The organism is Nonomuraea sp. NPDC050680 (assembly GCF_040654555.1).
GTDB lineage: Bacteria > Actinomycetota > Actinomycetes > Streptosporangiales > Streptosporangiaceae > Nonomuraea.
The window spans coordinates 549,867-575,470 of record NZ_JBFAIF010000001.1; the positions used below are offsets into that span (position 1 = coordinate 549,867).

General features: G+C 68.6%; 23 protein-coding genes. 14 read left to right on the plus strand and 9 right to left on the minus strand.

Annotation, left to right across the window (positions count from 1 at the left end; all coding sequences use genetic code 11):
- Nucleotides 1-132: 132 nt before the first annotated feature.
- The 4 genes from AB0H88_RS02655 to AB0H88_RS02670 all read right to left on the minus strand — a co-directional run bounded on the left by AB0H88_RS02655 (nucleotide 133) and on the right by AB0H88_RS02670 (nucleotide 5,906).
- Nucleotides 133-2,109: a cytochrome c oxidase assembly protein gene (locus AB0H88_RS02655; RefSeq protein WP_357640344.1), complete on the minus strand. Its 1,977-nt coding sequence runs from the start codon at nucleotides 2,107-2,109 to the stop codon at nucleotides 133-135.
- A complete protein-coding gene (locus AB0H88_RS02660; RefSeq protein WP_357640346.1) occupies nucleotides 2,106-2,777 on the minus strand; it encodes a copper resistance CopC family protein in 672 nt (223 codons plus the stop codon). Before AB0H88_RS02660 ends, AB0H88_RS02655 begins: the two co-directional genes overlap by 4 nt.
- Before the next feature lie 44 nt (nucleotides 2,778-2,821).
- A complete protein-coding gene (locus AB0H88_RS02665) occupies nucleotides 2,822-4,105 on the minus strand; it encodes a helix-turn-helix transcriptional regulator (RefSeq protein ID WP_357640349.1) in 1,284 nt (427 codons plus the stop codon).
- Between the two features lie 229 nt (nucleotides 4,106-4,334).
- Nucleotides 4,335-5,906, minus strand: a complete 1,572-nt coding sequence (locus AB0H88_RS02670; protein ID WP_357640351.1) for a helix-turn-helix domain-containing protein — start codon at nucleotides 5,904-5,906, stop codon at nucleotides 4,335-4,337.
- Between the two features lie 108 nt (nucleotides 5,907-6,014).
- On the opposite strand from AB0H88_RS02670, the gene AB0H88_RS02675 reads away from it, so the two are divergent.
- The 3 genes from AB0H88_RS02675 (at nucleotide 6,015) to AB0H88_RS02685 (ending at nucleotide 9,975) form a co-directional block, all read left to right on the plus strand.
- Nucleotides 6,015-8,195, plus strand: coding sequence for a molybdopterin cofactor-binding domain-containing protein (locus AB0H88_RS02675; RefSeq protein ID WP_357640354.1), 2,181 nt, complete (start codon nucleotides 6,015-6,017; stop codon nucleotides 8,193-8,195).
- 17 nt (nucleotides 8,196-8,212) lie between these two features.
- Nucleotides 8,213-8,443 carry an EF-hand domain-containing protein gene (locus AB0H88_RS02680; RefSeq protein WP_357640355.1) on the plus strand — a complete coding sequence of 77 codons (231 nt, stop codon included), beginning with the start codon at nucleotides 8,213-8,215 and terminating at the stop codon, nucleotides 8,441-8,443.
- A gap of 146 nt (nucleotides 8,444-8,589) precedes the next feature.
- On the plus strand, nucleotides 8,590-9,975 hold the full coding sequence (locus tag AB0H88_RS02685; protein ID WP_357640358.1) for an NCS2 family permease: 1,386 nt from the start codon (nucleotides 8,590-8,592) through the stop codon (nucleotides 9,973-9,975).
- A 44-nt stretch (nucleotides 9,976-10,019) separates the two neighbouring features.
- Here the strand turns inward: AB0H88_RS02685 and AB0H88_RS02690 are convergent, their stop codons facing one another.
- Nucleotides 10,020-11,009 carry an excalibur calcium-binding domain-containing protein gene (locus AB0H88_RS02690; RefSeq protein WP_357640361.1) on the minus strand — a complete coding sequence of 330 codons (990 nt, stop codon included), beginning with the start codon at nucleotides 11,007-11,009 and terminating at the stop codon, nucleotides 10,020-10,022.
- Between the two features lie 221 nt (nucleotides 11,010-11,230).
- On the opposite strand from AB0H88_RS02690, the gene ald reads away from it, so the two are divergent.
- Nucleotides 11,231-12,352, plus strand: a complete 1,122-nt coding sequence (gene ald / locus AB0H88_RS02695; protein WP_357640363.1) for an alanine dehydrogenase — start codon at nucleotides 11,231-11,233, stop codon at nucleotides 12,350-12,352.
- Nucleotides 12,353-12,433: 81 nt separating this feature from the next.
- Here the strand turns inward: ald and AB0H88_RS02700 are convergent, their stop codons facing one another.
- On the minus strand, nucleotides 12,434-13,027 hold the full coding sequence (locus AB0H88_RS02700; RefSeq protein WP_357640365.1) for a DinB family protein: 594 nt from the start codon (nucleotides 13,025-13,027) through the stop codon (nucleotides 12,434-12,436).
- Nucleotides 13,028-13,102: 75 nt separating this feature from the next.
- On the opposite strand from AB0H88_RS02700, the gene AB0H88_RS02705 reads away from it, so the two are divergent.
- Complete coding sequence (locus AB0H88_RS02705) at nucleotides 13,103-13,657, plus strand: isochorismatase family cysteine hydrolase (protein ID WP_357640367.1); 555 nt, start codon at nucleotides 13,103-13,105, stop codon at nucleotides 13,655-13,657.
- Between the two features lie 98 nt (nucleotides 13,658-13,755).
- The gene (locus AB0H88_RS02710; RefSeq protein ID WP_357640368.1) at nucleotides 13,756-13,941 is read left to right on the plus strand and encodes a hypothetical protein; all 186 of its coding nucleotides are present in this window, start codon (nucleotides 13,756-13,758) and stop codon (nucleotides 13,939-13,941) included.
- A 133-nt stretch (nucleotides 13,942-14,074) separates the two neighbouring features.
- Here the strand turns inward: AB0H88_RS02710 and AB0H88_RS02715 are convergent, their stop codons facing one another.
- Entirely contained in the window at nucleotides 14,075-15,532 is a 1,458-nt protein-coding gene (locus tag AB0H88_RS02715; RefSeq protein WP_357640371.1) for an alpha/beta fold hydrolase, read from the minus strand.
- Between the two features lie 170 nt (nucleotides 15,533-15,702).
- On the opposite strand from AB0H88_RS02715, the gene AB0H88_RS02720 reads away from it, so the two are divergent.
- The 3 genes from AB0H88_RS02720 to AB0H88_RS02730 are packed head-to-tail and all read left to right on the plus strand — an operon-like array spanning nucleotide 15,703 to nucleotide 18,362.
- On the plus strand, nucleotides 15,703-16,986 hold the full coding sequence (locus AB0H88_RS02720) for a sensor domain-containing protein (RefSeq protein WP_357640374.1): 1,284 nt from the start codon (nucleotides 15,703-15,705) through the stop codon (nucleotides 16,984-16,986).
- A gap of 11 nt (nucleotides 16,987-16,997) precedes the next feature.
- Nucleotides 16,998-17,642 (plus strand): response regulator transcription factor, encoded by a 645-nt coding sequence (locus AB0H88_RS02725; protein WP_357640376.1) that lies wholly within the window; start codon nucleotides 16,998-17,000, stop codon nucleotides 17,640-17,642.
- Between the two features lie 36 nt (nucleotides 17,643-17,678).
- Nucleotides 17,679-18,362 (plus strand): HAD family hydrolase, encoded by a 684-nt coding sequence (locus AB0H88_RS02730; RefSeq protein ID WP_357640379.1) that lies wholly within the window; start codon nucleotides 17,679-17,681, stop codon nucleotides 18,360-18,362.
- Here the strand turns inward: AB0H88_RS02730 and AB0H88_RS02735 are convergent.
- Nucleotides 18,359-19,063, minus strand: coding sequence for an SDR family oxidoreductase (locus AB0H88_RS02735; RefSeq protein WP_357640382.1), 705 nt, complete (start codon nucleotides 19,061-19,063; stop codon nucleotides 18,359-18,361). The two genes, AB0H88_RS02730 and AB0H88_RS02735, sit on opposite strands and share 4 nt — an antisense overlap.
- A gap of 154 nt (nucleotides 19,064-19,217) precedes the next feature.
- Here AB0H88_RS02735 and AB0H88_RS02740 point away from each other — a divergent pair, with 154 nt between their 5' ends.
- The 5 genes from AB0H88_RS02740 (at nucleotide 19,218) to AB0H88_RS02760 (ending at nucleotide 24,490) form a co-directional block, all read left to right on the plus strand.
- Nucleotides 19,218-20,048, plus strand: coding sequence for a helix-turn-helix transcriptional regulator (locus AB0H88_RS02740; protein WP_357640384.1), 831 nt, complete (start codon nucleotides 19,218-19,220; stop codon nucleotides 20,046-20,048).
- Between the two features lie 44 nt (nucleotides 20,049-20,092).
- Nucleotides 20,093-21,055 carry a zinc-binding dehydrogenase gene (locus AB0H88_RS02745; protein WP_357640387.1) on the plus strand — a complete coding sequence of 321 codons (963 nt, stop codon included), beginning with the start codon at nucleotides 20,093-20,095 and terminating at the stop codon, nucleotides 21,053-21,055.
- A gap of 137 nt (nucleotides 21,056-21,192) precedes the next feature.
- Nucleotides 21,193-22,122, plus strand: a complete 930-nt coding sequence (locus tag AB0H88_RS02750; RefSeq protein WP_357640390.1) for a nucleoside hydrolase — start codon at nucleotides 21,193-21,195, stop codon at nucleotides 22,120-22,122.
- A 299-nt stretch (nucleotides 22,123-22,421) separates the two neighbouring features.
- Nucleotides 22,422-23,696, plus strand: coding sequence for an ATP-binding protein (locus tag AB0H88_RS02755; protein WP_357640392.1), 1,275 nt, complete (start codon nucleotides 22,422-22,424; stop codon nucleotides 23,694-23,696).
- Nucleotides 23,693-24,490 carry an RloB family protein gene (locus AB0H88_RS02760; protein WP_357640395.1) on the plus strand — a complete coding sequence of 266 codons (798 nt, stop codon included), beginning with the start codon at nucleotides 23,693-23,695 and terminating at the stop codon, nucleotides 24,488-24,490. Before AB0H88_RS02755 ends, AB0H88_RS02760 begins: the two co-directional genes overlap by 4 nt.
- Before the next feature lie 320 nt (nucleotides 24,491-24,810).
- Here AB0H88_RS02760 and AB0H88_RS02765 read toward each other — a convergent pair whose 3' ends face one another.
- The gene (locus tag AB0H88_RS02765; RefSeq protein ID WP_357640398.1) at nucleotides 24,811-25,518 is read right to left on the minus strand and encodes a DUF3105 domain-containing protein; all 708 of its coding nucleotides are present in this window, start codon (nucleotides 25,516-25,518) and stop codon (nucleotides 24,811-24,813) included.
- Between the last annotated feature and the right edge of the window lie 86 nt (nucleotides 25,519-25,604).

The following is a 25,604-nucleotide window of genomic DNA, read 5'->3' on the forward strand; positions in this document are numbered from 1 at the left end:
TGCGCGTGCGCGCGATTCCCCCCTCGGGCTTTACGCACACGGCTCATGAGGTTATGCCCATCTCCCCTGCGAGCAAGGCTACCCGGCGGTTCGGTTACGCGCGGGTGAGGATAGAAGGCCGTGGCCGAACGGCTACTCGGCCCTGTCACCTCTGTTGAGCTTGGCGAGGTAGGCGTTGTAGGAGGCGAGTTCGGGGTCGCCCCCGCCGCTGCGATCGGCCTTGCGGTCCGCCCGCCGTGCCTGCCGCTCGTCGTCCTGGTACCACTGCATGGCGATCGCCAACAGCACCATCAGGGTCGGGATCTCGCCGAACCCCCACGCGATCGCGCCGCCGTTCTGCTGCTCCTCCAGCAACGGGCCGCCCCACGTACGGCCGAGCTGGTCGTACCAGCCGGAGGCCAGCACGGTGCCGGTCATCATCAGCGCGACGCCGAAGAACGCGTGGAAGGGCATCGTGACGAACAGGACCAGCAACTTGCCCACGTACGGCAGGCGGTGCGGCGCCGGGTCGACCCCGATGATCGCCCAGAAGAACAGCGAGCCACTGACCAGGAAGTGCAGGGTCATGAAGATGTGCCCGAGATGTTCCTCCATGGCCGACTCGAACAGCGGCGTGAAGTACAGCGCGTACGTCGAGGCGATGAAGATGGCCGTCGCGATGCCCGGATGGCCGACGACCTTGACGAACCCGCTGTGCAGGATCGTCGTCAGCCACTCGCGCGGCCCCCGGTCGCCGCGCTTGGCGGCCGGCCTGAGCGCCCGCAGTGCCAGCGTGACGGGGCCGCCGAGGACCAGGAGGATGGGCACCACCATGGAGAGCGTCATGTGCTCGACCATGTGCACGTCGAACATGACCTTGGCGTAGCGGGCCACACCGCTCTGGGTGGCCACGACCAGCAGCGCCACCCCGCCGAACCAGGCGGCGGTGCGGCCCCACGACCAGCGGTCGCCGCGCCGCATCAGCCTGATGACCCCGGCGGCGTACAGGCCGCCCAGGACGGCGGCGACCACCGCGAAGAACAGGTCGAGCCACCACAGCGAGGCCAGGTTGCCGATCGTGATCGGCGGCGGCATCGGGAACCCGAGCAGATCGAAGGCCCGGTCTGCGGGCACGCTGACCGGCGGCGGCGCGGTGCGCGAGAGCACCACGGCCAGGCCCATGGTGGCGGCCATGAGCAGCAGCTCACCGCAGGCCAGCCGGGTGAACGCGCCATGGCGGCCGGCGCCCATCCCGGCCAGGGTGCGCTGCCGGTGCCACCAGCCCACGTAGCCGAGCAGGACGAACGCGATGATCTTCGCCACGATCAGCACGCCGTACGCCGACGTCCAGAGGTCGGAGACCGAGGTCAGCCGGGCCAGCACGCTGAACACCCCGGACGCGCCGACCCCGATGTAGCACCACAGGGCGAGCCTGGAGAACCTGGCCGCGGCGATCTCCAGCTGCGGCAGCTTCCGTACGGCGTGCAGGGCCACCACCGCCAGGCCGCCCACCCACAGCGACAGCGTGAGCAGGTGCAGCGCCAGCCCCGAGGTGGCCAGGTCGTGGTTGGGCGAGGAGGAGGAGTGACCGGTGAGCGCGGGCGGCAGCAGCGTGGCCAGCGCGAGCACCAGCAGACCGGCCGCGGCCCCGGCGGTGATGGCACCCCGCGAGAACAGCGCGATGGCCACCCCGAACAGCACCACGAGCGTCAGCGCGATGCCCTGGCCGAACTGGGTGGCGAAGCCGGTCAGGTAGTTGGACTCGAAGATCTCGGTGACCGGGCGGGCGAAGAAGTCGGCCGCCCCGAACATGATCGCGGCGAACGCGGCGGCGGCCCAGGACAGCGCGCTCCAGGAAGCGGCCTTGACGTAGCCGAGCGCGGTCTTGCCCAGCAGGCCCTTGTCGTTGGGCAGCAGGAGGGCGGCGGTCAGCAACAGGCCGATGGTGACCACGCCCGCCGCGTCCATCCACAGCTTGGAGACCGGCAGCCCCCATCGGGTGATCGGGCCGGCGTCGGGCAGGCCGGGGATGATCCGGGGGAACGCCGCGCCGCCGGCGACCATGGCGATCACCAGGGCGACGAGCGCCGCCCCCACCGCCGCCAGCGCGAGACGCGCGGCCCTGGTCACGGCTTCTTCTCGTCCGTACGCGACTGCGCACGCGGGCCGGTCGACGGCTTCTTCCGCGCGCTGAGCAGGAAGCCGATGCCGACACCGACGAGCGCGCCGACCACGATGATCAGCCACACGGGGAACGGCGTCGAGGCGGCCCCCGCCTGCTCGGCCGGCGCGGACGAAGCCGGAGTCTGGGCCTGGGCCTGGGCCTGGGCCTGGGCCTGGGCTGCCGGAGCTTCTGTGACGGGCGCCTGCGACTGCGCGCTCGGTGGCGGCGCGCTCGGCGAGGACGACGGGGAGGACGACGGCGAGGGTGACGGCGCCCCCTTGACCGTGAACGGGATCTCGCCCTCGATCGGGTGACCGTCGGAGGAGACGACGCGGTAGGCGATCGTGTATTTCCCGTCGGGCAGCGTGCCCTTGAGCTCCTGCGTCACCACCTTGCCGTCGGCGCGGGGATCGCCGCTCTGGTGAGCGGTGCCGCCGTCGCCGCGGACGACCACGACCGGGATGCGCACGCCCGAGGTGAATTCGAGCTTGACTTCGTCGACGGACTCGACGGTGGCGCCCTTGGCCGGGTCGCTGCTCTTGAGAGCGTCGTGGGCCAGGGCCGGTCCGGCGGTGCCCAGCAGGACCAGGGCGGCGAGGAACGCGGTGAGAGCCGCGAACGGGGATCTCTTCATGACATCCCCAAGGCTACCGACGCCGCCGCCCGGTCCTGACCTCGCTACAGGCCCGCGCAGGCCAGCGCGCGCTGGTAGGCCTTCACGGCACTGTCGGCGTCGCCCAGCTGCTCCATGGTCTCGGCGGCGGCGTACCAGGTGGCGGCGACGCTGCGGGAGTCCGGCAGCGGGTCGATCCACTGGCGCACGGCCTCGAGCTCGTTGGTGGCCTCGCCGAACCTGCCCAGGCCGCCGTAGGTACGGCTGAGCACGAGGCGCAGCTCGGCGTCGAGCGTCCTGGCGGACTCGGGCAGCAGCTCCGTGCCGGATCGCGCGTATCTGATGGCCTGCTCGTGGTTGCCGTCCAGGATCTCGGCGCGGGCCAGCTCCACCAGGCAGCTCGCCCGGTCGGCGGTGCTGGCGGAGGACTGGGCCAGCTCGTGGTCGGCCTTCATGAGCAGCTGACGGGCCTCCTTGGCCGCCGTCGGCCTGGCCCTGAGCATCAGCGCCGCGTACGCCTGGCGCATCCTGGCGAGGTTGCGCGGCTGGCCGGTCTCGGACTGGACGGCCAGAGCGCGCTCGGCGAAGCCGAGGGCCTCCTCACCGTGTCCGGTGCTCTCGGCCACGATGGCGGCGTTCCAGCAGGCGGCGACCATCGAGCGCGGCGTGCCGAGCAGGTCGGCGGCGTTCAGCAGCTCGGCGGCGAACTGGCGGGCGCGCAGGAGGTCGCCGCGCTTCAAGTAGACGTTCAGCAGGGTCGCGCCCAGCTCGATGATCAGGTCGGACCACGCCGGCCGGGTTGCCCCGCCCAGGACCCTCTCGCCGATGCCGACGGCCTCGGTGAGCCGGTCGCTCCTCATATAGAGGCGGCACAGCGCGATGGAGACCTCGATGCGGCGGTCGGGTGAGATGTCCTCCTCATTCAGCCGGTCGAGGAGCGCGATGGCGCCGCTGTGGTCGCCGCAGGCCTCGGTGGCCAGGGCGAGTCCGAATTCGGTGTCTTGACGGAGAGACGTCAGACCTGTCAGGTTATTGTTCGCCATCAGCTCGGCGAAGCGGGTGCGGGCCTCGGTGACCTCACCGTTCTCCAGGGCCAGCCGCGCGTAGCCGAGTGCGAGCTCGATATCCTCCATCTGCTCTGCGGTTACGCCGTTGACCAAGTAGGACAACGAGCAGTCCAGCTTCTGGGCCAGCAGTTCCAGGACGGCAGGAGTCGGGGTACGCTTGCCACTCTCGATCAAGGAGACGTAGCTGTCCGAGAGTTCGGGATGCGCGAGTTGGGCCTGAGACAGGCCACGCTGTCGCCGAACAGTCTTAATACGGAGTCCGACCAGGTCAGATGTGGTCACAGTCGCCGCTCCTTGAGATGATGACAAACGCACAACCCATATAGGCGAGGGAGCCCTAGATGCGCAAGCGTCTTATCCTGTCAGCACTGATTGCGACTGTTTTGGTCGCAGCCACCAATGTTACGACCGCGGAGGCCGTTGCGTCGCCCAGCATCGCGTTTGATGTCATTGCGTGCTGCTAGTTCCGTCTAGTTACGCCGCCTGAACCGCTCTCCAGGCCGCAGATCGCTCAGCGCGCTCGGAGTGCCAGAAAAAAATCGACCCGATCCGTCATCGTCGACAGGTCGCGGCCGGTTAGCTCCTCCACCCTCCTGATCCGGTAACGAACCGTGTTGACGTGCACGTGCATCCGCTCCGCGCACGCGTTCCACGAGCCGGCGCAGTCGAGGAACGTGCCAAGTGTCCGCACCAGCTCTGACTGGTGTCTCCTGTCGTAGTCGAGTAGCGGCGTCAGCAGCCGGTCGGCGAACGAGCGACGCACATCGCCAGGGGCGGTGGCCAGCAACAGGGCGTGCGTGTAGATCTCATCGCTGGTCACCACCCCGCCGCCGCGCGCCTGCGCCAGCCGCCGGGCGTGCCCGGCCTCCTCGACCCCGCCCTTCACGGCAGCCGCGCCGGTGAGCGCACCGCTCAGCCCGACGCAGATCCGGGTGCCGGGCAGCGCGGACAGCACCTCCGCCCCGGCGCTCAGCCGCTCGGCCACATCGCTCACCGTCGAGCCCCGCAGCGGCACCAATCCCACCGCGCCGTCGCTCCGTACTGTGTCTTCCGCCCGTGCCGCGCTGTCCGTCCGTGCAGCGCCTTCCGTCCGTGCAGCGCCTTCCGTCCGTGCAGCGCCTTCCGCCCGTACCGCGGCGACGATCTCGCGGTCCAGCAGCTCCTCGACGGCCTGCCCGCCCAACGTCGCCGCGTCCGGGCCCCCCGGCCCGCCCTCCGTGAGGACGGTGGCGTTCACGATGGCGTACGGCTCGGCGGCGTCGAGCCCGCAGGTGCGGAGCCTGGCGTCCAGCTCGGCCGGGCCCGCCTCCGCCAGCGCGGCCGTGACGAGCTGTTCGGCCAGCCGCCGTTCGACCCGCCGCCCCTCCTCCATCCGGCTGTGCTCGACCGCGATGCAGGCCGCCAGTTCGTAGCCGAGGTCGGGCCGGTCCAGCAGGTCGCCGTCGCAGGCCAGTGCCCAGCCCGCGGCCCGGTGGCCGCGCCCGACACCGAAGATCGTGTGCTCGCCGACCAGGCAGGGCAGCCGGGACGCCGACAGGTAGGCGCGGGCCAGCCGTACCGGATCCTCGACCGAACCCACGATCACCCGGCCGGAGGCGGAGACGACGGCGCCCGTGACGCCCAGCTCCGCCGCGGTCAGCGCGAACAGCTCGGGCAGCGCGGCGCCCTCGGACACGGCGGTGAGCAGCCTGCGGTGGCGGCCGAGCGCGTCACGGGCGTCGCCGGACAGGCGGGGCACGACGAGCTCCGCGAGCGTACGGAACGAGACCTCGGTGGGCACCTCGACCAGCGTCAGCCCGGCCGCCGCGCACGCCTCCACGAGGTCTTCGGGAACGTGGCCGAGCCACGCCTGGCCCGCGCCGAGCGCGGCCACCCCGGCCTCGGCCAGTGCGGCGACGAAGCGGGCCGCGTCGCCCGGCGAGGTGCGCCACATCATCCCCGTGAGCACCAGCTCGCCGCCCGACAGGTAGCGCCCCGGGTCGGGCAGGTCGGTGATGTGCACGCCGGTGAACTCCCTGGCCGGGTCGCCGGTCAGGAGCCTGAGGCGTAGCTCGCCGAGGGCCAGCAGGTCACTGATGCGCACTTGGAGGAATATACAAGTCGGCCCGTCAAGCTCTGACCTGGATTTAACGTCACACGCATAGGACCGCCGCGACGCTGGTGCTCTACTCGGAGGATGAGCGATGGGAGGATGACCGAAACGTCGAGCGAGACGCGGCGCCTCGAGTCCATGGGCGTGGGCGAGAGCGCGCGGCGGCCGGACGCCACATTGAAGGTGACGGGTGAGTTCGCCTACGCCTCCGACCTGTGGCTCGACGGCATGGCGTGGGGCGTGACACTGCGCAGCCCGCACGTCTCGGCGTGGATCCGCTCGATCGACGTGGGACCCGCGCTGGCGATGCCGGGAGTGTTCACGGTGCTGACGCACGAGGACATGCCCGGCGCGAAGTTCTACGGCCTGGAGCTGAAGGACCAGCCCGTGCTCGCCATTGACCAGGTCCGCTACCAGGGCGAGCCGGTCGCGCTGGTGGCCGCCGACCATCCGGAGACCGCGCGCAGGGCCGCGGCGGCGATCGTGGTCGAGTACGAGCCCCGTCCCGCCGTGACAGACCCCCGTGAGTCCCGAAATTTCGTACGACATCAGCCGGTGCGGGTGGGCGACACCTTCGAAGCGGACGTCGTGGTGTCGGCCGAGTACGAGGTCGGCATGCAGGACCAGGCGTTCCTCGGTCCCGAGTCCGGCCTGGCCGTCCCCGCCGAGGACGGCGGCGTGGACCTGTACATCGCCACCCAGTGGCTGCACGTGGACCGCGACCAGCTCGCCCCCTGCCTCGGGCTGCCGCCGGAGAAGGTACGGCTGACGCTGTCGGGCGTCGGCGGCGCGTTCGGCGCCCGCGAGGACCTGTCGATGCAGGCACACGCCTGCATGCTGGCGCTCCGGCTGAACCGTCCCGTGAAGATCGTCTACAACCGCGAGGAGTCGTTCTACGGCCACGTGCACCGCCACCCCGCGTGGATGCGCTACGAGCACGGCGCCACCCGCGACGGCAAGCTCGTCTACGTCAAGGCCGACATCCTGCTCGACGGCGGCGCGTACTGCTCCTCCTCCCCCGCCGTCGTCGGCAACGCCGCCTCGCTCGGCGCCGGCCCGTACGAGGTGCCGAACGTCCGGATCGACGCCACCGGCGTCTACACCAACAACCCGCCGTGCGGGGCGATGCGCGGGTTCGGCGCGGTGCAGGCGTGCTACGCGTACGAGTCGCAGATGGATCTCCTGGCCGAGGCGTGCGGCCTGTCGCCGGTCGAGATCCGGGTGCGCAACGCGGTGTCGCAGGGTTCGTCCCTGGTCACCGGCCAGATCATCGACTCGCCCGCGCCGCTGGCCGGCATGCTCCATGAGCTCGCCGCGATGCCCCTGCCGCCCTCCCGGGAGTCCGATCTGCGCGCGCTGCCGGGCGGCGTCTCGCAGACCACCCACGGCGAGTCCGTACGGCGAGGCGTCGGGTACGGCGTGGGCATCAAGAACATCTGCTTCTCCGAAGGCTTCGACGACTACTCGACGGCCCGGGTCCGGGCCGAGCTGATCGGCGGCGAGCCGCACGTCACCGTGCACACCGCGGCGGCCGAGGTCGGCCAGGGCCTGGTCACGATCCAGGCCCAGATCGCCAGGACCGAGCTGGGCGTCGAGAACGTGACCGTGGCGACGGCCGACACCACAGTGGGCTCGGCGGGCTCGTCGTCGGCCTCGCGGCAGTCGTACGTCACCGGCGGGGCGGTGAAGGCGGCCTGCGAGGCCGTACGCGCGCGCTTCGAGGGGCTGCCGGCCAGGGAGGCGCTGGAGAAGTACGGGACGATCGAGGAGACGCGGGAGTATCGGCACCGGCCCACGTTCCCGATGGACCCCGAGACCGGGCAGGGTGACTCGCACACCCAGCTCGCCCTGTGCGTGCACCGGGCCGTGGTGGACGTGGACGTCGAGCTGGGCCTGGTCAAGGTGGTCGAGCTGGCGGCCGTACAGGATGTGGGGCGGATCCTGAACCCGCAGGCGCTGGAGGGCCAGATCCACGGCGGCTCGGCGCAGGGGCTCGGGCTGGCGCTGATGGAGGAGATCCAGATGCGTGACGGGCGGCTGCTGAACCCGTCGTTCACCGACTACCTGATCCCCACCATTCTCGACATGCCGCCGATGGCGCTGAAGATCCTCGAAAATCCCGACCCCGCCGCCCCGTACGGCCTGCGTGGCGCGGGTGAGCCGCCCACGCTCTCGTCCACGCCCGCCATCGCGGCGGCGGTGCGGGCGGCGACCGGACTGCGGTTGACGCGCGTTCCCATCAGACCGGAAGATATCGCCTTGTTTAATAGGGGAGATTGACGACGGGGAGGTATCTCATGACCAGCGCACGTGACGCGGCCAAGGCGGAGTTCGAGCGGTTCGACACCGACGGTGACGGCCTGCTGTCGACCAGCGAGATCAGGCAGGTCAACGCGGCCCTCGGCGGGCACGGCGTCACCGACGCGGAGATCAGCGCGTTCATCGACGCCATCGACGCGGACGGCGACGGCCGGATCGGCCTGGATGAGTTCGTCGGCCTGGTGGGCGGTGGCAAGCACGAGGCCTGATCGGCGCCTTGCGAGGCTTGATCGGCGCCTTGTGGGACCGGCCGGAGGAATGATCACGTTCGCGACGCTTATCGGGCCGGCCGGAGGGATGATCACGTTCCCGACCGGGTAGGGCACCCGGCACTCCCCCTTGATCGCGAGGGGGAATGGCCGTGCTCGACAGGTTCTTCGAGCTCTCCGGCCGGTCGACGACGGCCGGGCGCGAGGTGCGCGGCGGGATCACCACGTTCATGGCGATGGCCTACATCATCCTGCTCAACCCGATCATCCTGGCCGGCGCCCGTGACGTCACCGGAGCCAGGCTCTCGATCATCCAGCTCACCACCTCGACCGCCTTGGCGGCGGCCGTCTCGACGCTGCTCATGGCGTTCATCGGCAACGCGCCGTTCGGGCTGGCGGCCGGGCTCGGCCTGAACGCGGTGGTGGCCTACCAGGCCGCGCCCCACATGACCTGGGCCCAGGCGATGGGCCTGGTCGTCCTCGAAGGGCTCGCGATCGTCATCCTGGCCGTGACGGGCCTGCGCACCCTGATCATGAACGCTATCCCGCTGGCGCTCAAGCACGCGATCAGCGTGGGGATCGGGCTGTTCATCGCGCTGATCGGCCTGGTCGACGCGGGCTTCGTGGCGGCCGGCTCCGGCACACCCGTGCAGCTCGGCGCGACCGGGCACCTGGCGGGCTGGCCGGTCACGGTGTTCTGCTTCGGACTGCTCCTGATGATCGTCCTGTACGTACGCAGGACCCCGGCGGCCATCCTCATCAGCATCGCGGTGACTACTGTCCTGGCCGTGGTCGTGAACTCACTGGCCACCATCGATCCCAAGACCTGGGGCGTGGTGACCCCCCGGGTGCCGAAGTCGCTGGTCGCGGCGCCCGACTTCGGGCTGGTGGGACGGTTCGACCTGTTCGGCGGCTTCGTGAGCGCGGGGGCGCTGACGGCGGCCGTGGTGCTGTTCACGCTGGTGCTGTCCGGGTTCTTCGACGCGATGGGCACGATCATCGGCGTCAGCGACGAGGCCGGGCTGGTGGACTCGGAGGGGCGGGTGCCGCGGCTGGGCGCGATCCTGACCGTGGACGGTGTCGCGGGCATGATCGGCGGGGCGAGCAGTTCGTCGGCCAACACCGTCTTCGTCGAGTCGGCCGCCGGCGTGGGTGAGGGGGCCAGGACCGGACTGGCCAGTGTGGTGACCGGGGCACTGCTGGGCCTGGCCCTGCTGTTCACGCCGCTGGCCGGGATGGTGCCCGCGGCCGCGGCGGCGCCCGCGCTGGTGCTGGTCGGGGCGCTGATGATGACGCAGAGCAGGAACGTGCCCTGGGAGGACCTGGAGCTGGCCGTGCCCGCGTTCCTGACGATCGCACTGATGCCGTTCACGTACTCGATCACGAACGGAGTGGGGGCCGGGGTGATCTCCTACACGCTGATCAAGGCGGCTCGGGGGAAGTTCGCCGAGATTCCGTGGCTGCTGTGGGTGGTCTCGCTGATCTTCCTGGCCTATTTCGGGATCACCGCACTGGAGGAGCTGTTCGGGTAGTTGCTCGCTGTTCGGGGCTTTTGGGGCGCCTTGTTGGTCGGCTGTCAGCGGATGTCTGCGGTGTTGCAGGCCACGTCGTTCTTGTCGAGGTCGGGGTACCAGGCGTACTCGGGGTGGACGCCCTTGGTGTACGGGCCGTCGCCGGCGGCGACGGCCGCCTTGCAGCTCGCGTAGTGGGGGTCCAGGCTGCCCCGGACGGGAGAGGTGGCACGGCTGGCCGGGGCGGAGGCGCCCGAGGTCGGCGCTCCCGCGTTGGGCACGCCCGTAGTGCCCGTAGTGCCCGTAGTGCCCGTAGTGCCCGTAGTGCCCGTAGTGCCCGTAGTGCCCGTGGGGGCCTGGCCCGTGGTGGTCGGCGCTCCACCTGTTGGCGCTCCACCTGTTGGCGCTCCACCCGTTGGTACCCCTGCGGTCGGGGCGGCGTCGGTCGGCGCTCCGCCGGTCGGCGCTCCGGGCGACGGCGTGGAGCCGAGCAGGCTCGCGGCCAGGGCCTCGGCCTGGGCTTTGTCGAAGCCCACGATGCTCAGGCTGTCGCCGTCCATGGGCTGTGTGACGATCGGTGCCGCCAGGACGGTCTTGGGCACCAGGACGACCGCCACCTGCCGCTGGTTGGTCACCAGCTCGTCGATGAGGTCCGACACCTTCTGCTTGAACGCGGGCGCGATCGCGATGCGCACCGAGTAGGTGCCGTCCTTCTCGCGTACCGCCTCGATCCGCTGCACGGCGTTGACCGTGACCCCGTCCTCCAGCAGGTAACAGGTGGTCTGCTCCTTGTCCAGCACGGCCGTGTCACCCGGGCAGGGCGCCGGCTTGGTGTCTCTGACCGGCGCGAAGTGGATAGGCGTCGCCAGCCGCTGCGGGGGGACGCCCCCCAGGATCGGCGCGTCGGGGCTTCTGGTCATCAGGACGGCGACCGTCCCCAGCACGCCGGAGATGAGCACGACGACCACCAGCGAGACGATCAACACGATGGTGGTGAATCTGCTGGCCTTGGGTTCTCCGGGCTCCGCGGGTGGCGGCTCTTCCGGCTTCTCCATCGTTGGCGACCCCATCCTGATGTTCGGGCTGCGGGTGAGCTTATCGAGGACCGGCTGTAGCGGGGTAATCCGGTGAACAATCCTCATCGTCCAGCAAGAAATGGGGAAGATTGGAGAAAGAGCTACAGATTGTCGATGGATCCGCACGGCAGCCGAGAAGAAAGTGAAGCCGTGCTTCTCCCCCGCCTGAGGGCAGGGGTTTCCACGCTCAAGGAGTCTCGATGAAGGTCGGCGTTCCCCGCGAGGTCAAGGACAACGAATACCGCGTCGCGCTCACCCCCGCGGGCGTCCACGAGCTGGTACGGCACGGCCACCAGGTCCACGTCGAGCACGAGGCGGGCCTCGGCTCGTCGATCCCCGACGCCGACTTCGCGGCGGCCGGTGCCGTCATACTCGACCAGGTCGACGACGTCTGGGCCGAGAGCGATCTGGTGCTGAAGGTGAAGGAGCCGGTCGCCGAGGAATACCACCGGATGCGCAAGGGCCAGATCCTGTTCACCTACCTCCATCTGGCCGCCTCGCGGGCCTGCACCAAGGCGATGCTCGACTCCGGCGTCACCGGGATCGCCTACGAGACCGTACAGACGCCGAACGGCGCCCTCCCGCTGCTCGCCCCCATGTCGGAGGTCGCGGGACGGCTCGCACCGCAGGTCGGCGCGTACCACCTGATGCGCTCGCAGGGCGGCAGAGGCGTGCTGATGGGCGGCGTGTCAGGCGTGCGCGCGGCCCACGTCGTGGTGATCGGCGCGGGCGTGTCGGGCATGAACGCCGCCGCCATCGCGCTCGGCATGCAGGCCGAGGTGCTCCTCCTCGACAAGAACATCGACAAACTCCGCCAGGCCGACATGATCTACCAGGGCCACTGCCAGACGGTCGCCTCCAACACCCTGGAGATCGAGAGCGCCGTACGCGAGGCCGACCTGGTCATCGGCGCGGTCCTGGTGCCCGGCGCGAAGGCGCCCAAGCTGGTGACCAACGAGCTCGTCAGCCGGATGAAGCCCGGCTCCGTGCTGGTCGACATCTCGATCGACCAGGGTGGCTGCTTTGAGGACTCCCGCCCCACCACGCACGCGGAGCCGACGTACCAGGTGCACGAGTCGATCTTCTACTGCGTGGCCAACATGCCGGGCGCGGTCCCGTACACCTCGACGTTCGCCCTGACGAACGTCACGCTCCCGTACGCGCTGGCCATCGCCGACCGGGGCTGGGCACCGGCCATGCGCCAGGACCGGGCGCTCGCGCTGGGGCTGAGCACGCACGAGGGCCGCCTGACCAGCCGGCCGGTGGCAGAGGCCCACGGGTTCGCATGGACGCCGTTGGAAGACGTACTGACCCGGGCATGACCCTCGTCTCGCCTCGACCAGGCGACGACGATCAGCACGCCGTTCCCGGCCGGTGTCGTCACCGTCACCACCGCGCGGCGATCACTGACCTATGCGGCCGTCGATCCGCTCGCGCAACAGGTCGGCGTGACCCATGTGGCGGGCATACTCCCAGATCATTCCGAGCGCCGCCTCGCGCAGCGACATCAACCCTCCACCGCTGCCATGCAGATTCGCGGCGTCGTCGGCGGTGACGTCGAGGCTGGGCGCCTCGGCCAAAAACCGCTCGGCGAAGTCCACCTCCGCACGCCATGCCTCCCACGCCTCCGCTACCACCTTGGGGTCGGCGACAGCACCATCGAAGTCACCGTCCCGGTCGGTCTCGGAGGTGAACAGCTTGGGGACGTCCTGTCCGGCCATCAGCACCCGGAACGTCCCACGCTCCACCTCGGCCAGGTGTCGCACCAGGCCCAGGAGCGACATCGTCGACGGCTCAACGGACCGCCGCGCCATGGCCTCCGCGTCGAGATCCGCGCATTTCATCTCCAAGGTGAGGCGTGCGCAGCGCAGATTCTCGATCAGTGTGGTGCGCTCGTCGCCCAACGTCGGCCCGTTCTCACGTGGGTCGTCGTCGGATGGCTTGCCGTCCGCGGTGAACATGTCGGCTCGTCGTGTCGTTGCCATGGCCGCCATCATCGGCGATGCGTCTGGCGGCCGACAACTGATTAACGGTCCCTAGACTCATGGTCAACAACTCACGGAAGGACGACAGTGACCAAGACCGCTCTCCTGGTGATGGATGTCCAACGGGTCATCGTGGACCGCTACCCGGACCCCGCCTACCTGCCGCGCCTGCGCGAGGCGATCGACGCCGCCCGGGCCGCCGGCCTCCCGGTGATCTACGCGGCCGTCGGGTTCCGCGCCGGATATCCGGAGATCAGTCCTCGCAACAAGATGTTCGGCGCGATCGCCCGCATGGGCGGGATCGCCGGAAGCGAGCAGGCCATGGAGATCCATCCGGACGTGGCACCGGAACCCGGCGACGTCGTCGTCACGAAGAAGCGTGTCAGCGCCTTCGCCGGCAGCGACCTCGACATGGTCCTGCGGGCAGGCGACATCGATCACCTGGTCCTCACCGGCATCGCCACGAGCGGCGTCGTGCTGTCCACCCTGCGCCAAGCGGCCGACCTGGACTTCCAGCTCACCGTCCTGTCCGACGCCTGCCTCGATTCCGACCCCGAGGTGCACCGGGTGCTCGTGGAAAAGGTGTTCCCCGGCCAGGCGGATGTCACGACCGTGGCCGAGTGGGTGGCGACGACCAAGTGATCCGCGGCTGCTTCCCTGACGCTTGGGTCGTGGCGGCCAGTGATCCGAAGCTGTTTCTCTGACACCCCGACGGGTACGCCGGGGTGATGCACGAGCCCATGGCAGAGCGGATACGACGACGCGCCGAGCACCTGCTGCCCGAGGAACAGGCAGCAGGCAGTGACGATACCGAGATGCAGGCGGCAAGCATCCTCGCCGACTCCGACGCCCGCGAAGAGTACGTGGAATCAACACCCGATCTACGGATCGACCACCGCAGGTCCGAGGAGACCGTCGACCCTTGACGCGCTCTCCGGTGTGAACGCCGCGGATTCAACTGTGCCGTCGAGGCCCAACTGGGGCTGGACGCGCGCCCCCTCATGTCTCGCGGTGGTGCTGATTGGGCGGCCGATTCCTATCGACGTCGTCGATGGCCTGTCATTCGGCAGGACAGATGGTGCCCGGCTTGGGCGGTCTCAGGCCGGTCAGGTACGTGGTGGCGTGTTGGATGGGGCACTTCTTACCCGTCAAGTACAAGGCATGGCCGGGGCCGTCGTAGCCGACGGTCACCGACCTTGGGATCATCCTGGTGAAGCTCTCGGTCCATACATAGTCGCCCCACGTACTGCCTGCTCCCAGGAAGGGCGGCAGGCCGCGAGTCGGCAGCGGGCGGGACGGGTTGGCGACCGGTAGCGGCCAGCCGGCACATCCCAGCGCGTCCATGGCGGCACCTCCTCCGAGGTTCGGCGAGATCTTCCTCGCCTGGCGACGGAACTTCTGGAGCTGGGCATAGCCGGTGTAGCCCCGACCGTCCGCGCAGGTCATCGCCAGGGCTCCGGGCATGGCCCAGATCCGCGAGTTACCGAGGATGACTTCCCCGAAGCCGGACCCGTCCCCGTGCCTGGCCTTGTCGACCGCCTCGGCAAAGGCCGGCCAGCGTGCGGGGTCGTTCATATAACCGAAAGTCTTGAGCTGCCATCCGGTCAGTTCGCCCTTGCCGAGTCCGGGAGAGGTGGTCGGGATCGGATGACGATCAGCGTCTCGGATGAGCTTGCGCCAGACCGCTCCGGCGTCCTCACCGTGCAGGGCACAGGCCGCAGTGGCCGCACACCAGGTGGTGAATCCGGCGAACCCTCGTTCGCTAACGGACAGGACCTGTAGCTGCGCTTCGGGCCAGCCGAGGGCGTGATTGACCACCCCGTCGATGTACATCGCGCGGATCCGCTGCGGGAACAGCCGGATGTACGCGGTGGCGGGTACCCCTCCGTAGGAGTTGGCCATGAAGCTCAGCCGTTCCTCACCCAGAGCTTCGCGAACCGCGTCCATGTCTCTGGCCGCAGACAGGGAGTCCATGTGAGCGAACAGGCCGGTTTTGTCCGCGTTCTGGCACTCTTTGAACGCCTTGGTCATCGCCGCGGCCTGTGCCTTGTACTCCTTCCGGCTCTGGGGATCGAGCAGTGACGTTCCGGGCTGCATACAGGATGGGGGCAGCTGCTCACGCCACACGGTGGTGCGCGGCTTGTAGGCGACGAGGTCGAACCTGCGTCCCAGTTCGGTGAGGTCAGCGGCACGCTTGAGGTCCTCGATCCCGTCAGCTCCGGGACCGCCGGGAATGCCCAGGACGCTGCCGATGCGGTGGGCGGGTTCGGTGGCAGGCAACCGGGCCAGGTCCAGCTCGACCTTCAGCCCGTCTGGCTTGGCCCAGTCCACGGGCACCTCGATCGCGGCGCATTGCATCCCGGCGGGCGTGCCCTGGCCCGCGCAGTCCCGCCAGGTCGGCTGCGCGTCTCGAGCGGCGGATGCCGCAGAGGTCATTCCTGCCAGCGCCGCCACCGCTACACCGATGACCAGCCCGCTGATCCTGCCGCGCCCGCGCCGCTGCTTGGTTGTCGTCATGATGATCACTTTGGCGACGCGGGCCGAGTGGCCACCACCGGGACATCCTCCATTTTGCCTTCGGGATGTCCCCCACGGGCTGTCCGGCTGTTCGCAGGGGGTGGGTGTTCGTCAGGCTGTACGGCGTCCGGTTGTGATCACCGGCAGGATGTGGTCAGGCGAGGAGGGGCGTGGGCAAGCAAGCAGAGGGCGGCTTCGGCCGGTGGCGGGTGCTGATCGCCGCTCCGGTGCGGGCACGGGCGCGGCGTGATCTGGCCTATGCGCTGATGCTGCCGTTGATGGCGGGAATCGGTCTGGCGCATCTTGTTCTCGTGTGGCTGAGCGTTCTCATGGCGGTCAACCTGATCGGAGTGCCGGTGTTGGCCTTGTGCGTATGGGCGGCCAGGGGCCTGGGCACGGTCAACCGGCGGCTTGCGCGGGTGCTGGCCGGGGTGCGGGTACCCGATCCTGCTCCGTTCCGCGCCGGGCCTGGTCTGCTGAACCGGATCACAGCGGCATTCAGCGACGTGACAGGATGGCGGGCCGTCATCCACGGGTTGGTCCGGCTGCCGGCGGCCGTCGTCGCCGTCGTCGCCGCCGCCGGATTGTGGGGAGGCGGCCTGCTCCTGCTCAGTTGTCCCCTGTGGTGGCAGTCCTCCGCCTTGGCGTATCTGTCCCCCAACGGTCTGTCCCCCAACGGCTGGCCGGATGCTGTGCTGATGAGCGCGGCCGGACTGGCGCTGCTGCTGCTCGCCCCCTGGGGCGTCCATCTCGCCCTGACCCCCGAGCGCGTGCTCGCCCGGAGCCTGCTCGGGCCAGAGCCGGGCGAAACGCGGATCCGCCGCCTGGAACAGGCTCGAGCGCTGGCCATCGACGATGCGGTCGCCAGACTCCGCCATATCGAGCGGGACCTGCACGACGGGACGGCGGCACGGCTGGTGACGCTGGCCATGAGCCTGGGCATGGTCCAGGAAGAGCTCGAACACGCCCACGATCCCGACCGGCTGCGGCGCGCCCGTGCCCTGGTCGACGGCGCACACCGTACCGCCAAGGAATCGGTGTCCGAACTGCGCGACCTGATCCGCGGCATCCACCCGCCCGCACTCGACCAAGGGCTGGAGACCGCCCTGGCCACGCTCACCGCACGGACCCCCATCCCCGTCCAGCTCAACGCCGATCTGCCCGAGCGGCCCGCTTCAGCCATCGAGGCCATCGCCTACTTCTGCACGACAGAACTGCTCGCCAACGTGATCAAGCACAGCGCCGCCAGGCACGCCACGGTCGACGCACGGGTGACAGATGGCCTGCTGTCCCTGATAGTGCGGGATGACGGTGTCGGCGGCGCGGCGATGAAGCCCGGATCCGGGTTGCACGGCCTGGCTGCCCGGATCGGAACGGTGGACGGCACGATCGACATTCGCAGCCCGGCGGGAGGGCCTACGGTGATCACTGTCGAACTTCCCCCGCACCTTTGAACGGGCCGCGCATGCGTATCGTGATCGCCGAAGACGTCGTAATGCTCCGCGAGGGCCTGTGCATGCTGCTCACCTCCCGCGGCCAGGAGGTGGTGGCCGCGGTGGGCGACGGCGACGCCCTGCGGGCGGCCGTGGCCGAACACCGTCCCGACATCGCCGTGGTCGACATACGCATGCCCCCTTCGCACACCGACGAGGGCCTGCGGGCCGCGATCCGCATCCGCCGCGATCATCCAGAGGTGGGCGTGCTGGTGTTCTCCCAGTACATCGAGACACGCTACGCCGCCCAGCTGCTCGCCGACGGCGCCCAGGGGGTGGGATACCTGCTGAAGGAACGCGTCGCCGACGTCAAAGACTTCCTGGCCGCGCTCGACCAGATCGCAGCCGGACAGACCGTCCTCGACCCCGAGGTCGTCACCCAGATCATGGGCGCCAGCCGGCGCACGCAGACCCTGAGTACCCTCACCCCCAGGGAACGCGAAGTGCTCTCCATGATGGCGGAAGGACGCTCCAACAACGCCATCGCGGGCGCACTGTTCCTGTCGTACGGCTCGGTGGAAAAGCACGTGACGCAGATCTTCACCAAGCTCGGCCTGTCTCCATCGGACAACGACCACCGTCGTGTACTCGCCGTCCTGCGCTATCTGCAGGCCTGACGATGGCAGTACGCCGACGCCGTTATCTTTGCCGATGTGATCCGCGCCGTGGTGATTGATGTGGACGACACGCTCTGCCTCACTGAGGCGGTGTGTTTCGAGCTGGAAAACGAGGTTTTGGCGCGCATCGACCGCGAGTCGATGCCTCGAGCCGTGCACCTGTCCACGTGGGGGCAGCCCTTGCTCGAAGCGATGCCACAGCGTTCGCCCGGCCTTGACTTGACGATCTTCGCTCCTGTCTATCAGGCGGTGCTCCGGGAGTACGTGGTGGCCGGGCGGCTGGATGTCGTCGCACCGGAGAACCTCCGGGCGCTCGATGAGCTCGCCGCCGCAGGGCGCAGCCTCATGCTGCTGACCTCACGAACCGAAGCGGAGGTGGAGCACCTCCTGGCGCCGGATCATGCGCTGGCCGGTCGGCTCGCCGCTGTCTACCATGCCGGCAACATGCGCTTCGGCAAGCCCGACGGCCGCGCCTTCGACGAACTTCTGGCCGCCACCGGGCTGGAGCCCCGTCAATGCCTGTACGTGGGCGACTCCCCCGGTGACGCACAGGCGGCCAACGGGGCCGGCTTGCGCTTCATCGCCTGCATGCAGAGCGGTCTCAGGCAGCGTACGGAGTTCGGCGCATATCGTGTCGACGCGTTCATCGACGCCTTCCCCGACATGGTCGACGCCATAACCCACCTGGAAGGCGCGAACCCGAGGCTCCTCGACCTTTAAGCGCTGCCATTGCCGATGCGGAGAGCTTCCTTCAGAAACACGCGGTAGACGCTCGGCGTGCCCTCGGTGGTGAGGACCTCGACGATGGAGCGAACGTTGCGATCCTCGACGGCCTCGCGGATGAGCGCGTCGGCCAGGTCGCGGCGGGCGGTGAACCGGCCGACCATCTGCGGCGGGCCGACGGTGTAGTCGGTGACCGCGTCCCCGTCGAACAGACCGGAGGGGCGGATGACGGTCCAGTCGAGGTCGCTCCGGGCGACGATCTCTTCCATGCGGGCGGCGTCCTCGTACAGCGGGCGGCCCATCCTGAGGAGCATGGGCACGATCACCTTGCGGTAGACGAGGGTCTCGCCGGGCGGGGGCTTCATGGGGACACCGGTCGAGGTCACGCAGACCAGGCGCCGGATGCCGTGGGCGATCATGGCCGCGACGATGTTCTCGGTCGACCGGGAGCACGTGGTGGGCACCTCGGAGCCGTAGGGGACACCGAGCGTCGAGATCACCGCCTCGTGCCCGGCCACCACCCGGTCCACCGCTTCGGGGTCCAAGGCGTCCGCCTTCGCCACGTCCAGCGCGGGGTCGCTGAGGGGGAACGCCTGCGGATGCCGGGTGACCGCGGTGACGGCGTGGCCCTCGGCGAGCGCCTGGGCGGTGGTTAGCCGCCCGGTCGGGCCGTTGGCCCCGAAGATCACGAGCTTCACGTGCTTTCCTCCCAAGGCATGCGCCGGGACATCGGCGTTTCACGCATCATATATTCATTATAAGTAGTGTAAAGGCAATGGAGTCACGGAGACCTCGTCTCCCTCGGGCGATCGCAAGTCGGAGGCCGGTTCTGTAGTCGCCTATGGTGTTCTTGTGACTGCTAGTCAAGGCCGCCGCGACCAGCTAAAAGAGTTCTTGCGTGCCAAGCGGGAGGCCCTCTCCCCCGCCGACGTGGGCATGCCCGACGGAGGACGCCGCCGCACTCCGGGGCTGCGCCGGGAAGAGGTGGCCGTGCTCGCCGGGGTGGGAGTGTCCTGGTACACCTGGTTGGAGCAGGGACGCGACATCAAGGTCTCCGACGCTGTGCTGGACGCGGTCGCCCGCGTGCTGAAGCTTGACGAGACGGAGCGGGCGCACCTGTACGTGCTCGCCGGGCTGAATCCACCGGACCCCGCGGGCCGGCCGGGTACGCCGGTGAGCGAGCAACTGCGCGCGGTGCTGGACGCATGGATGCCCAATCCGGCGCACGTACTGGATCGGCACTACAACCTGGTGGCGATGAACGACGCGGCCAGGTGGGTGTTCGGATTCGACGACGATGTCCGGAACTGCATCGTGGCCTTCTTCACCCACCCGATCTACCGCGGCAGGTTCACCGAATGGCACGAGTTCGCCCCGGACATGGTGGCCGACTTCCGTGCCAGCGCGGCGCGCTATCACGACGATCCGGTCTTCGGGCAGATCGCCGACGAGCTGTGCGGCGCCAGTGCGGAGTTCGCCGAGATGTGGGCCCGGCCGGATGTACGTTCCCGCTCCCAGGGAATCAAGGCGATCACCCACCCCGAGGCCGGGAACCTCACCTTCGAGTACTCGCTGTTCCGGCTGCCGGACCGTGCGGACCTCAACGTGGTGCTGCACACGCCGCATCCCGACACCGACACCAAGGCGAAGGTGGAGAGCCTGGTGGTGGCACACCCAGGATGAGCTGACACTGCCTTGCCGGAAGCCGTCCCAGCACGATGGAAGGCATGAAGGCAATCACGATTCCCGAATTCGGCAGCGCTGACGTCCTCCGCCTCGACGAGGTCAAGATCCCCGAGCCCGGGCCGGGGCAGGTCTCCATCGACGTGGCATACGCGGGCGCCAACTTCGCCGAGATCCTCTACCGGCAGGGCGTGGTGGACGTACCGCTGCCCTTCGTGCCCGGCATCGAGGTGTCCGGCCACATCCGGGCGCTCGGCCCCGGCGTCGAGGGGCTGCGCGTGGGCCAGTCGGTCGCCGCGCTGACGATCGTCGACAGCGGCGGCTACGCGGAGGTGGTGACCACCTCCGCCGACCTGGTGGCCCCCTTGGACGGCTACGACCTGGGGCTGGGCATCGCGGCGGCGCTGCCCTCCAACAGCACCACCGCGTTCCTCGTACTCGACCGGGTGGCCCGCATCGAACCAGGCGAAACCGTACTCGTGCACGCCGCCGCCGGAGGCGTGGGCAGCCAACTCGGCCAGGCCGCCCGGCTGCTGGGCGCGGGCCGCGTGGTGGGCACCGTGGGCAGCCCCGCCAAGATCGAGACCGCCAAGGCGTTCGGCTACGACGAGGTCGTCCTGCGCGATCAGGTGGCCGAGGCCGACCGGTTCGACGTCGTGGTGGACATGGTCGGGGGTATGACCCGCCGTACCAGCCTGGACCTGCTCGCGCCGATGGGCCGGATGGTGGTGATGGGCAACGCCTCCGGCGCCGAGGACGTCGGGATCTCGGCCAACGAGGTGTGGTTCACCAACAAGACGGTCTCCGGGTTCAACCTGGCCGCGTTCTCCGCCGCTTTCCCAGCGGAGGCAGGCCGGGCGCTGAATCGGGCTGTGGCGGCGGCCGCTAGCGGGGAGCTTCGGGTGCAGGTCGAGTCGCTGCGGCTGGAGCAGGCCGCACAGGCGCACCGCCGCATCGAGTCCGGCCGTACGACCGGCAAGCTCGTGCTCGAGGTCGAACGAATCTGACGCCACTGGCAGTGCTCCAGCCACTCGTCCGGGGCGTATGCGTTGGTGCACGGCCTTTGACGCGGGCGTGGGGAGCAGTGACGGCGATAGGCGGAAAGCCGTGGCAGCCCGGCGCGACGGGCGACAGGATGCCTGACATGCGCTTGCACATCGACACCGACCTGGGCGGGGATCCTGACGACCTCTGCGCCCTGGCGATGGTTCTGGGCTGGCCCGGAGTGGAGGTCGTCGGCATCACCACGACCGCTGACCCTGATGGCCGGCGGGCCGGTTACGTCGCGCACTGTCTCCAGCTGGTCGGGCGCCCGGACATTCCGGTCGTCGCCGGTGCCGGAAGATCACTCGCCACAGGCCGGTCCATGGGCGACTTGCTCGATCACGAGCGGTACTGGGGCGGCGTTACCGTCACCCCCCGTCCCGCGCCGCCGGAAGCCGCGATCGACCTGCTTGAGGGCAGCATCGACCTGGGTGCCACCATCGCGGCCATCGGGCCCTTCACCAACCTGGCTCTGCTGCACACTGCCCGGCCCGGTCGTCTTGACGAGGTGCCGGTGGTGGCCATGGGCGGATGGGTGCACCCCCTCGCCGCCGGCCTGCCTGCATGGGGCCCGGAAATGGACTGGAACACACAGTGCGATACCCAAGCCGCCCGGCTGCTGGCCGAGCACGCCCGGCTCACCCTGGTCACCCTCCCCGTAGCCGTCAAGGCGCACCTACGGGCCGCGCACTTGCCCCGCCTGGCCGCCTCTGGGCCCCTGGGCGAACTACTCGCCCGTCAATGCAGGGCCTACGCCATGTACAGCGGTATGACGGAGCTCGGCCGCGCTCATGCGGGACTACCCGATGACTTGATCAACTTCCACTGGGACCCGGTCGCGTGCGCCGTGGCGCTCGGCTGGAGCGGGGCCGTCGTCCAGGAACAGCGCCTGCGGACCGACCTCGAAGCAGAGCAGCTGTGCTTCACGGACGACCCGAACGGGCGGCGGACGCAGGTGCTCGCCGACCTGGACGACCAGGCCTTCAACGAGACCTGGATCGACGCTGTCGAAGCAGCTCAGCAGCAGTAGATCGAACCCGCTCGATCAGGCAAGGGGGATGGCTGTGGAAACCTTGGAGCCGGAGAGCGATGCCGCATGGTCCGCTCTGCGGCCTCCGCCGATCCTCGACCACGCGGAGCGATCGATCTGACGAAACCCGCTGGTCGCCATCCTGAACGTAGAGCGTGCCCACGACGAGACACGGCGCAGGTGCGCGCCAGCAGCTGGTGGCATCTATATGGGGAGTGTCATAGGCTGTTACATGCAGGTTATGCGCACCAGACCGTAGATAATCGGTAGCAGAACCCCGTCTCGACTGGAGGTCAGCGGTGCTGATCCGTTTTCGGGTAGCCAACCATCGGTCCATCTGCCATGAGCAGGACCTGTCCCTGATCGCCACCGAGTTCGACGAGGGAACGGGTCGCAGGACCGGCCTCCAGCACAAGGGGCGAGATGTCGCGCTGCAGCCTGTGCTCGGTGTTTTTGGAGCAAATGCGTCTGGGAAGTCCAATCTGCTGAGCGCCTTCCAGCTCATGGCCGAGGCGGTGCGGGACTCTTTCGCGGACTGGGCCAAGACTCCAGGCACGGTTCCCAGAGAGCCCTTCAAGCTCGATTCCGCATCCCGCGAGGAAACGAGCCTGTTCGAAGTGGACCTCACACTGGGCCGAGATCCTGTTCGCTACACCTACGGCTTCGAACTGTCGGACGAGAGAGTGGAAGCGGAGTGGCTGCACGCTTATCCGCATGGTCGGCGCAACGTCTGGTTCGACCGAGAGGCGGACCGCCCCGAATCAGCCGGCGGGGAGTTCGTCTTCAGAGGAGAGGGCTTCAGGGGAGAACGAGACTCCCTGGTCAAGTTGACCCGCCCCAACGCTCTGTTCCTGTCCGTGGGCGCAACCCTCAACGATCCCCAATTGTCCGCGATACACAGATGGTTCTTGAATGATCTGCAGCTCGTCACACCGGGCAGGGACCTGAAATCCTCAACGAACTCGACCAGAGGCCTGCTGACCCGTCCAGATCGAGCGGGGATCTACGAGCAGCGAATCGTGCGGTTGCTGCAGTCGGCCGATCTAGGGATCACCGGCCTTGATACCGACCCAGAAACCGGCGAGATCAGGCTGTGGCACCGCACCCCGGATGGTGGCGAGGCGCCGCTGGACTTCCGCACCGAAGAATCACTGGGCACTCATGCGTGGTTCGCGTTTCTGGGCCCTATGCTCACCGTGCTGGATCGGGGGTCGATTCTCCTGGTGGACGAATTGGATTCGAGCCTGCACCCCGCACTCGCCGCCGAGGTCGTGCGTGTCTTCCAGGACCCCACGTCCAATCCACACGACGCGCAGGTGATCTTCACGACGCATGACGCGACCTTGCTGGGCAGCGCGGTGCTGGATCGTCCACTCAACCGCGATCAGGTATGGATCACGGTGAAGAAACGCTCCGGCGAGACCGAGTTGTACCCGCTGACGGATGCCAAGCCGCGCAAGGAGGAGAATCTTGAGCGCGGGTACCTCCGCGGTCGTTACGGTGGTGTTCCCCGAGTCACTGCGGGTGAGATCGTCCGTGAACTGTCCTGGCGGGAAACGAAGGCGACGGCGTGAGCGGGCGAACTGGAAACGGGCAGGGGCTGAGACGTCGCGGACGCTCGGAAGATGAGCGTTCGCTGGCGCCGAGATCCGAAACACGCTCGCGCGAGGTACGAGTCCTGTATGTGGCCTGCGAGGGAGAATCCACCGAACCGGATTACCTGCGGTATCTGAATGAACAATTCGGGGATGGCGACGGCCAGGGTAGACCGCCCTTTCGGATCCAGCCGGTCTATCGGAAGAATGGGATGACTCCTTCCGAGGCCGTCGAAGCAGCGGGAAAGGCCGCTGCCGAAGACGAGGCATGGGCGCTTTTCGATCGCGACCAGCATCATGACATCCCGCAGGCGGTCAAGATCGCGGCCGATTCCAAGATCGAACTCGCGTTCTCGCACCCGTCATTCGACCTGTGGCTGCTTCTGCACTTCCAGGCGTTCGGGGGGGCACAGAGCGGCAGCAGCAGGATCGTGGTCGACAAGCTTCGGCAAGCCAAGGGGGCGAGCCCGTTCAAGGGCTACGACAAGAGAAACGACAAGAGCATAAAAGGCGCCCGGCGCGATGCTCTGAATGGAAGAGAAGGCCAAGCGGTGACACATGCCCGGAGCCTGGTCGCCTCTTGTGCTCATGGTCGCTGCAAACCTGCTCACGCGAAGACCGAACCAGTTGGCCGCGACACCGAACCGCAGACCGCGCAACAGTGGATGGCCCGCTCTGGACATGCCCCGGACTGCCAGATTCTCCAGCGTGACCCATCCACTGACATGTGGCGCCTACTGGCGACGCTGGGTATTCACCCGGACGGAGGCTGAGCGACGCACATGGCCGCATATGTCTAGTGTGGCTTCTCCACCGCGGAGAGCCGCACGATCTTGACGACGCCCGGTGGGCGTCACCACTATGCCATTGGCGATCGTGTCCAACCAAACACTGCCAGGCAGCGGCAATGGTCAACCGTGCCTGGCCGATGACAACGGGATCACGTCCGGGGGCAGCGGGGGCCGGCAGGCCCCCGCCGAAAGGCGGAGCCCCCGAGAAGGACAGCCTGAGCGAAAGCGAAGACCATGCATTTCGGGGGTCGAAGGGGGCGGAGCCCCCTGGGAGACACGCCCGGAGGCCCGCGCTTTGGGGGTTACTTGTTGGTGGGGCTGGGGCTGATCATTTCCGTGGGGGGCTGGCTTGCCTGGCCCTTGGGCTCCGGAGGGAGGGGGGCCTGGTCCGCCGTCGTGGTGATGGCGTCGGGGCCGCCGCAGATGGCGCCGGCTTCAGGGGTGTCCGGGCCGTTCTGGTACTTCTTGATGAACGCCGCGAGCTTCGGGTCGTCGGCCTTGTCGAGCTTCAGCTGGTGGCCCCAGGACGATGCCACGACCGGAGCGGGCAGGTTCGGGTAGGGGCTGACCAGCATGTAGTCCTGCTGGCCCGTCGAGGTAGCCGTCTTCTTCAGCGCGTCGACCTGCGCCTTCGGCAGGTCGGGGCGGTACGTGATCCACAGGGCGCCGTGCTCCAGCGAGTGGACGGCGTGCTCGTTGTGGATCGGCTTGTCGTAGACCGCGCACTGCTGCCAGTAGTTGTTGTGCTGGCCGCCGACCGGCGGGGTCTCCTTGTAGGTGACCGCGTTCCAGACGTGCTGGCCCGCCTCGTACTTGTAGTTGGCCACGGCCCCCAATGACGTCTCTTTGGCCTGCTTGACCAAGTAGAAACCGACCACTCCGACGAGCAGCACGATGACGAGTCCGCCTGCCCCCCACATCAACAGCGCGGCGCGGCGCTCCTTGCTCTTCTGCTGCGCTCGCATCTTCTGCAGATGCTCGCGCCGCGCCTGCGCCTTCTCCTTCGTCATCGTTCCTCCATCGGCATGCCAACTCCGGGTCACCCTATGCCCTAGGTCAGTATGCGGAGAATAAGAGCGTCCTAAGTGTCCGGGCA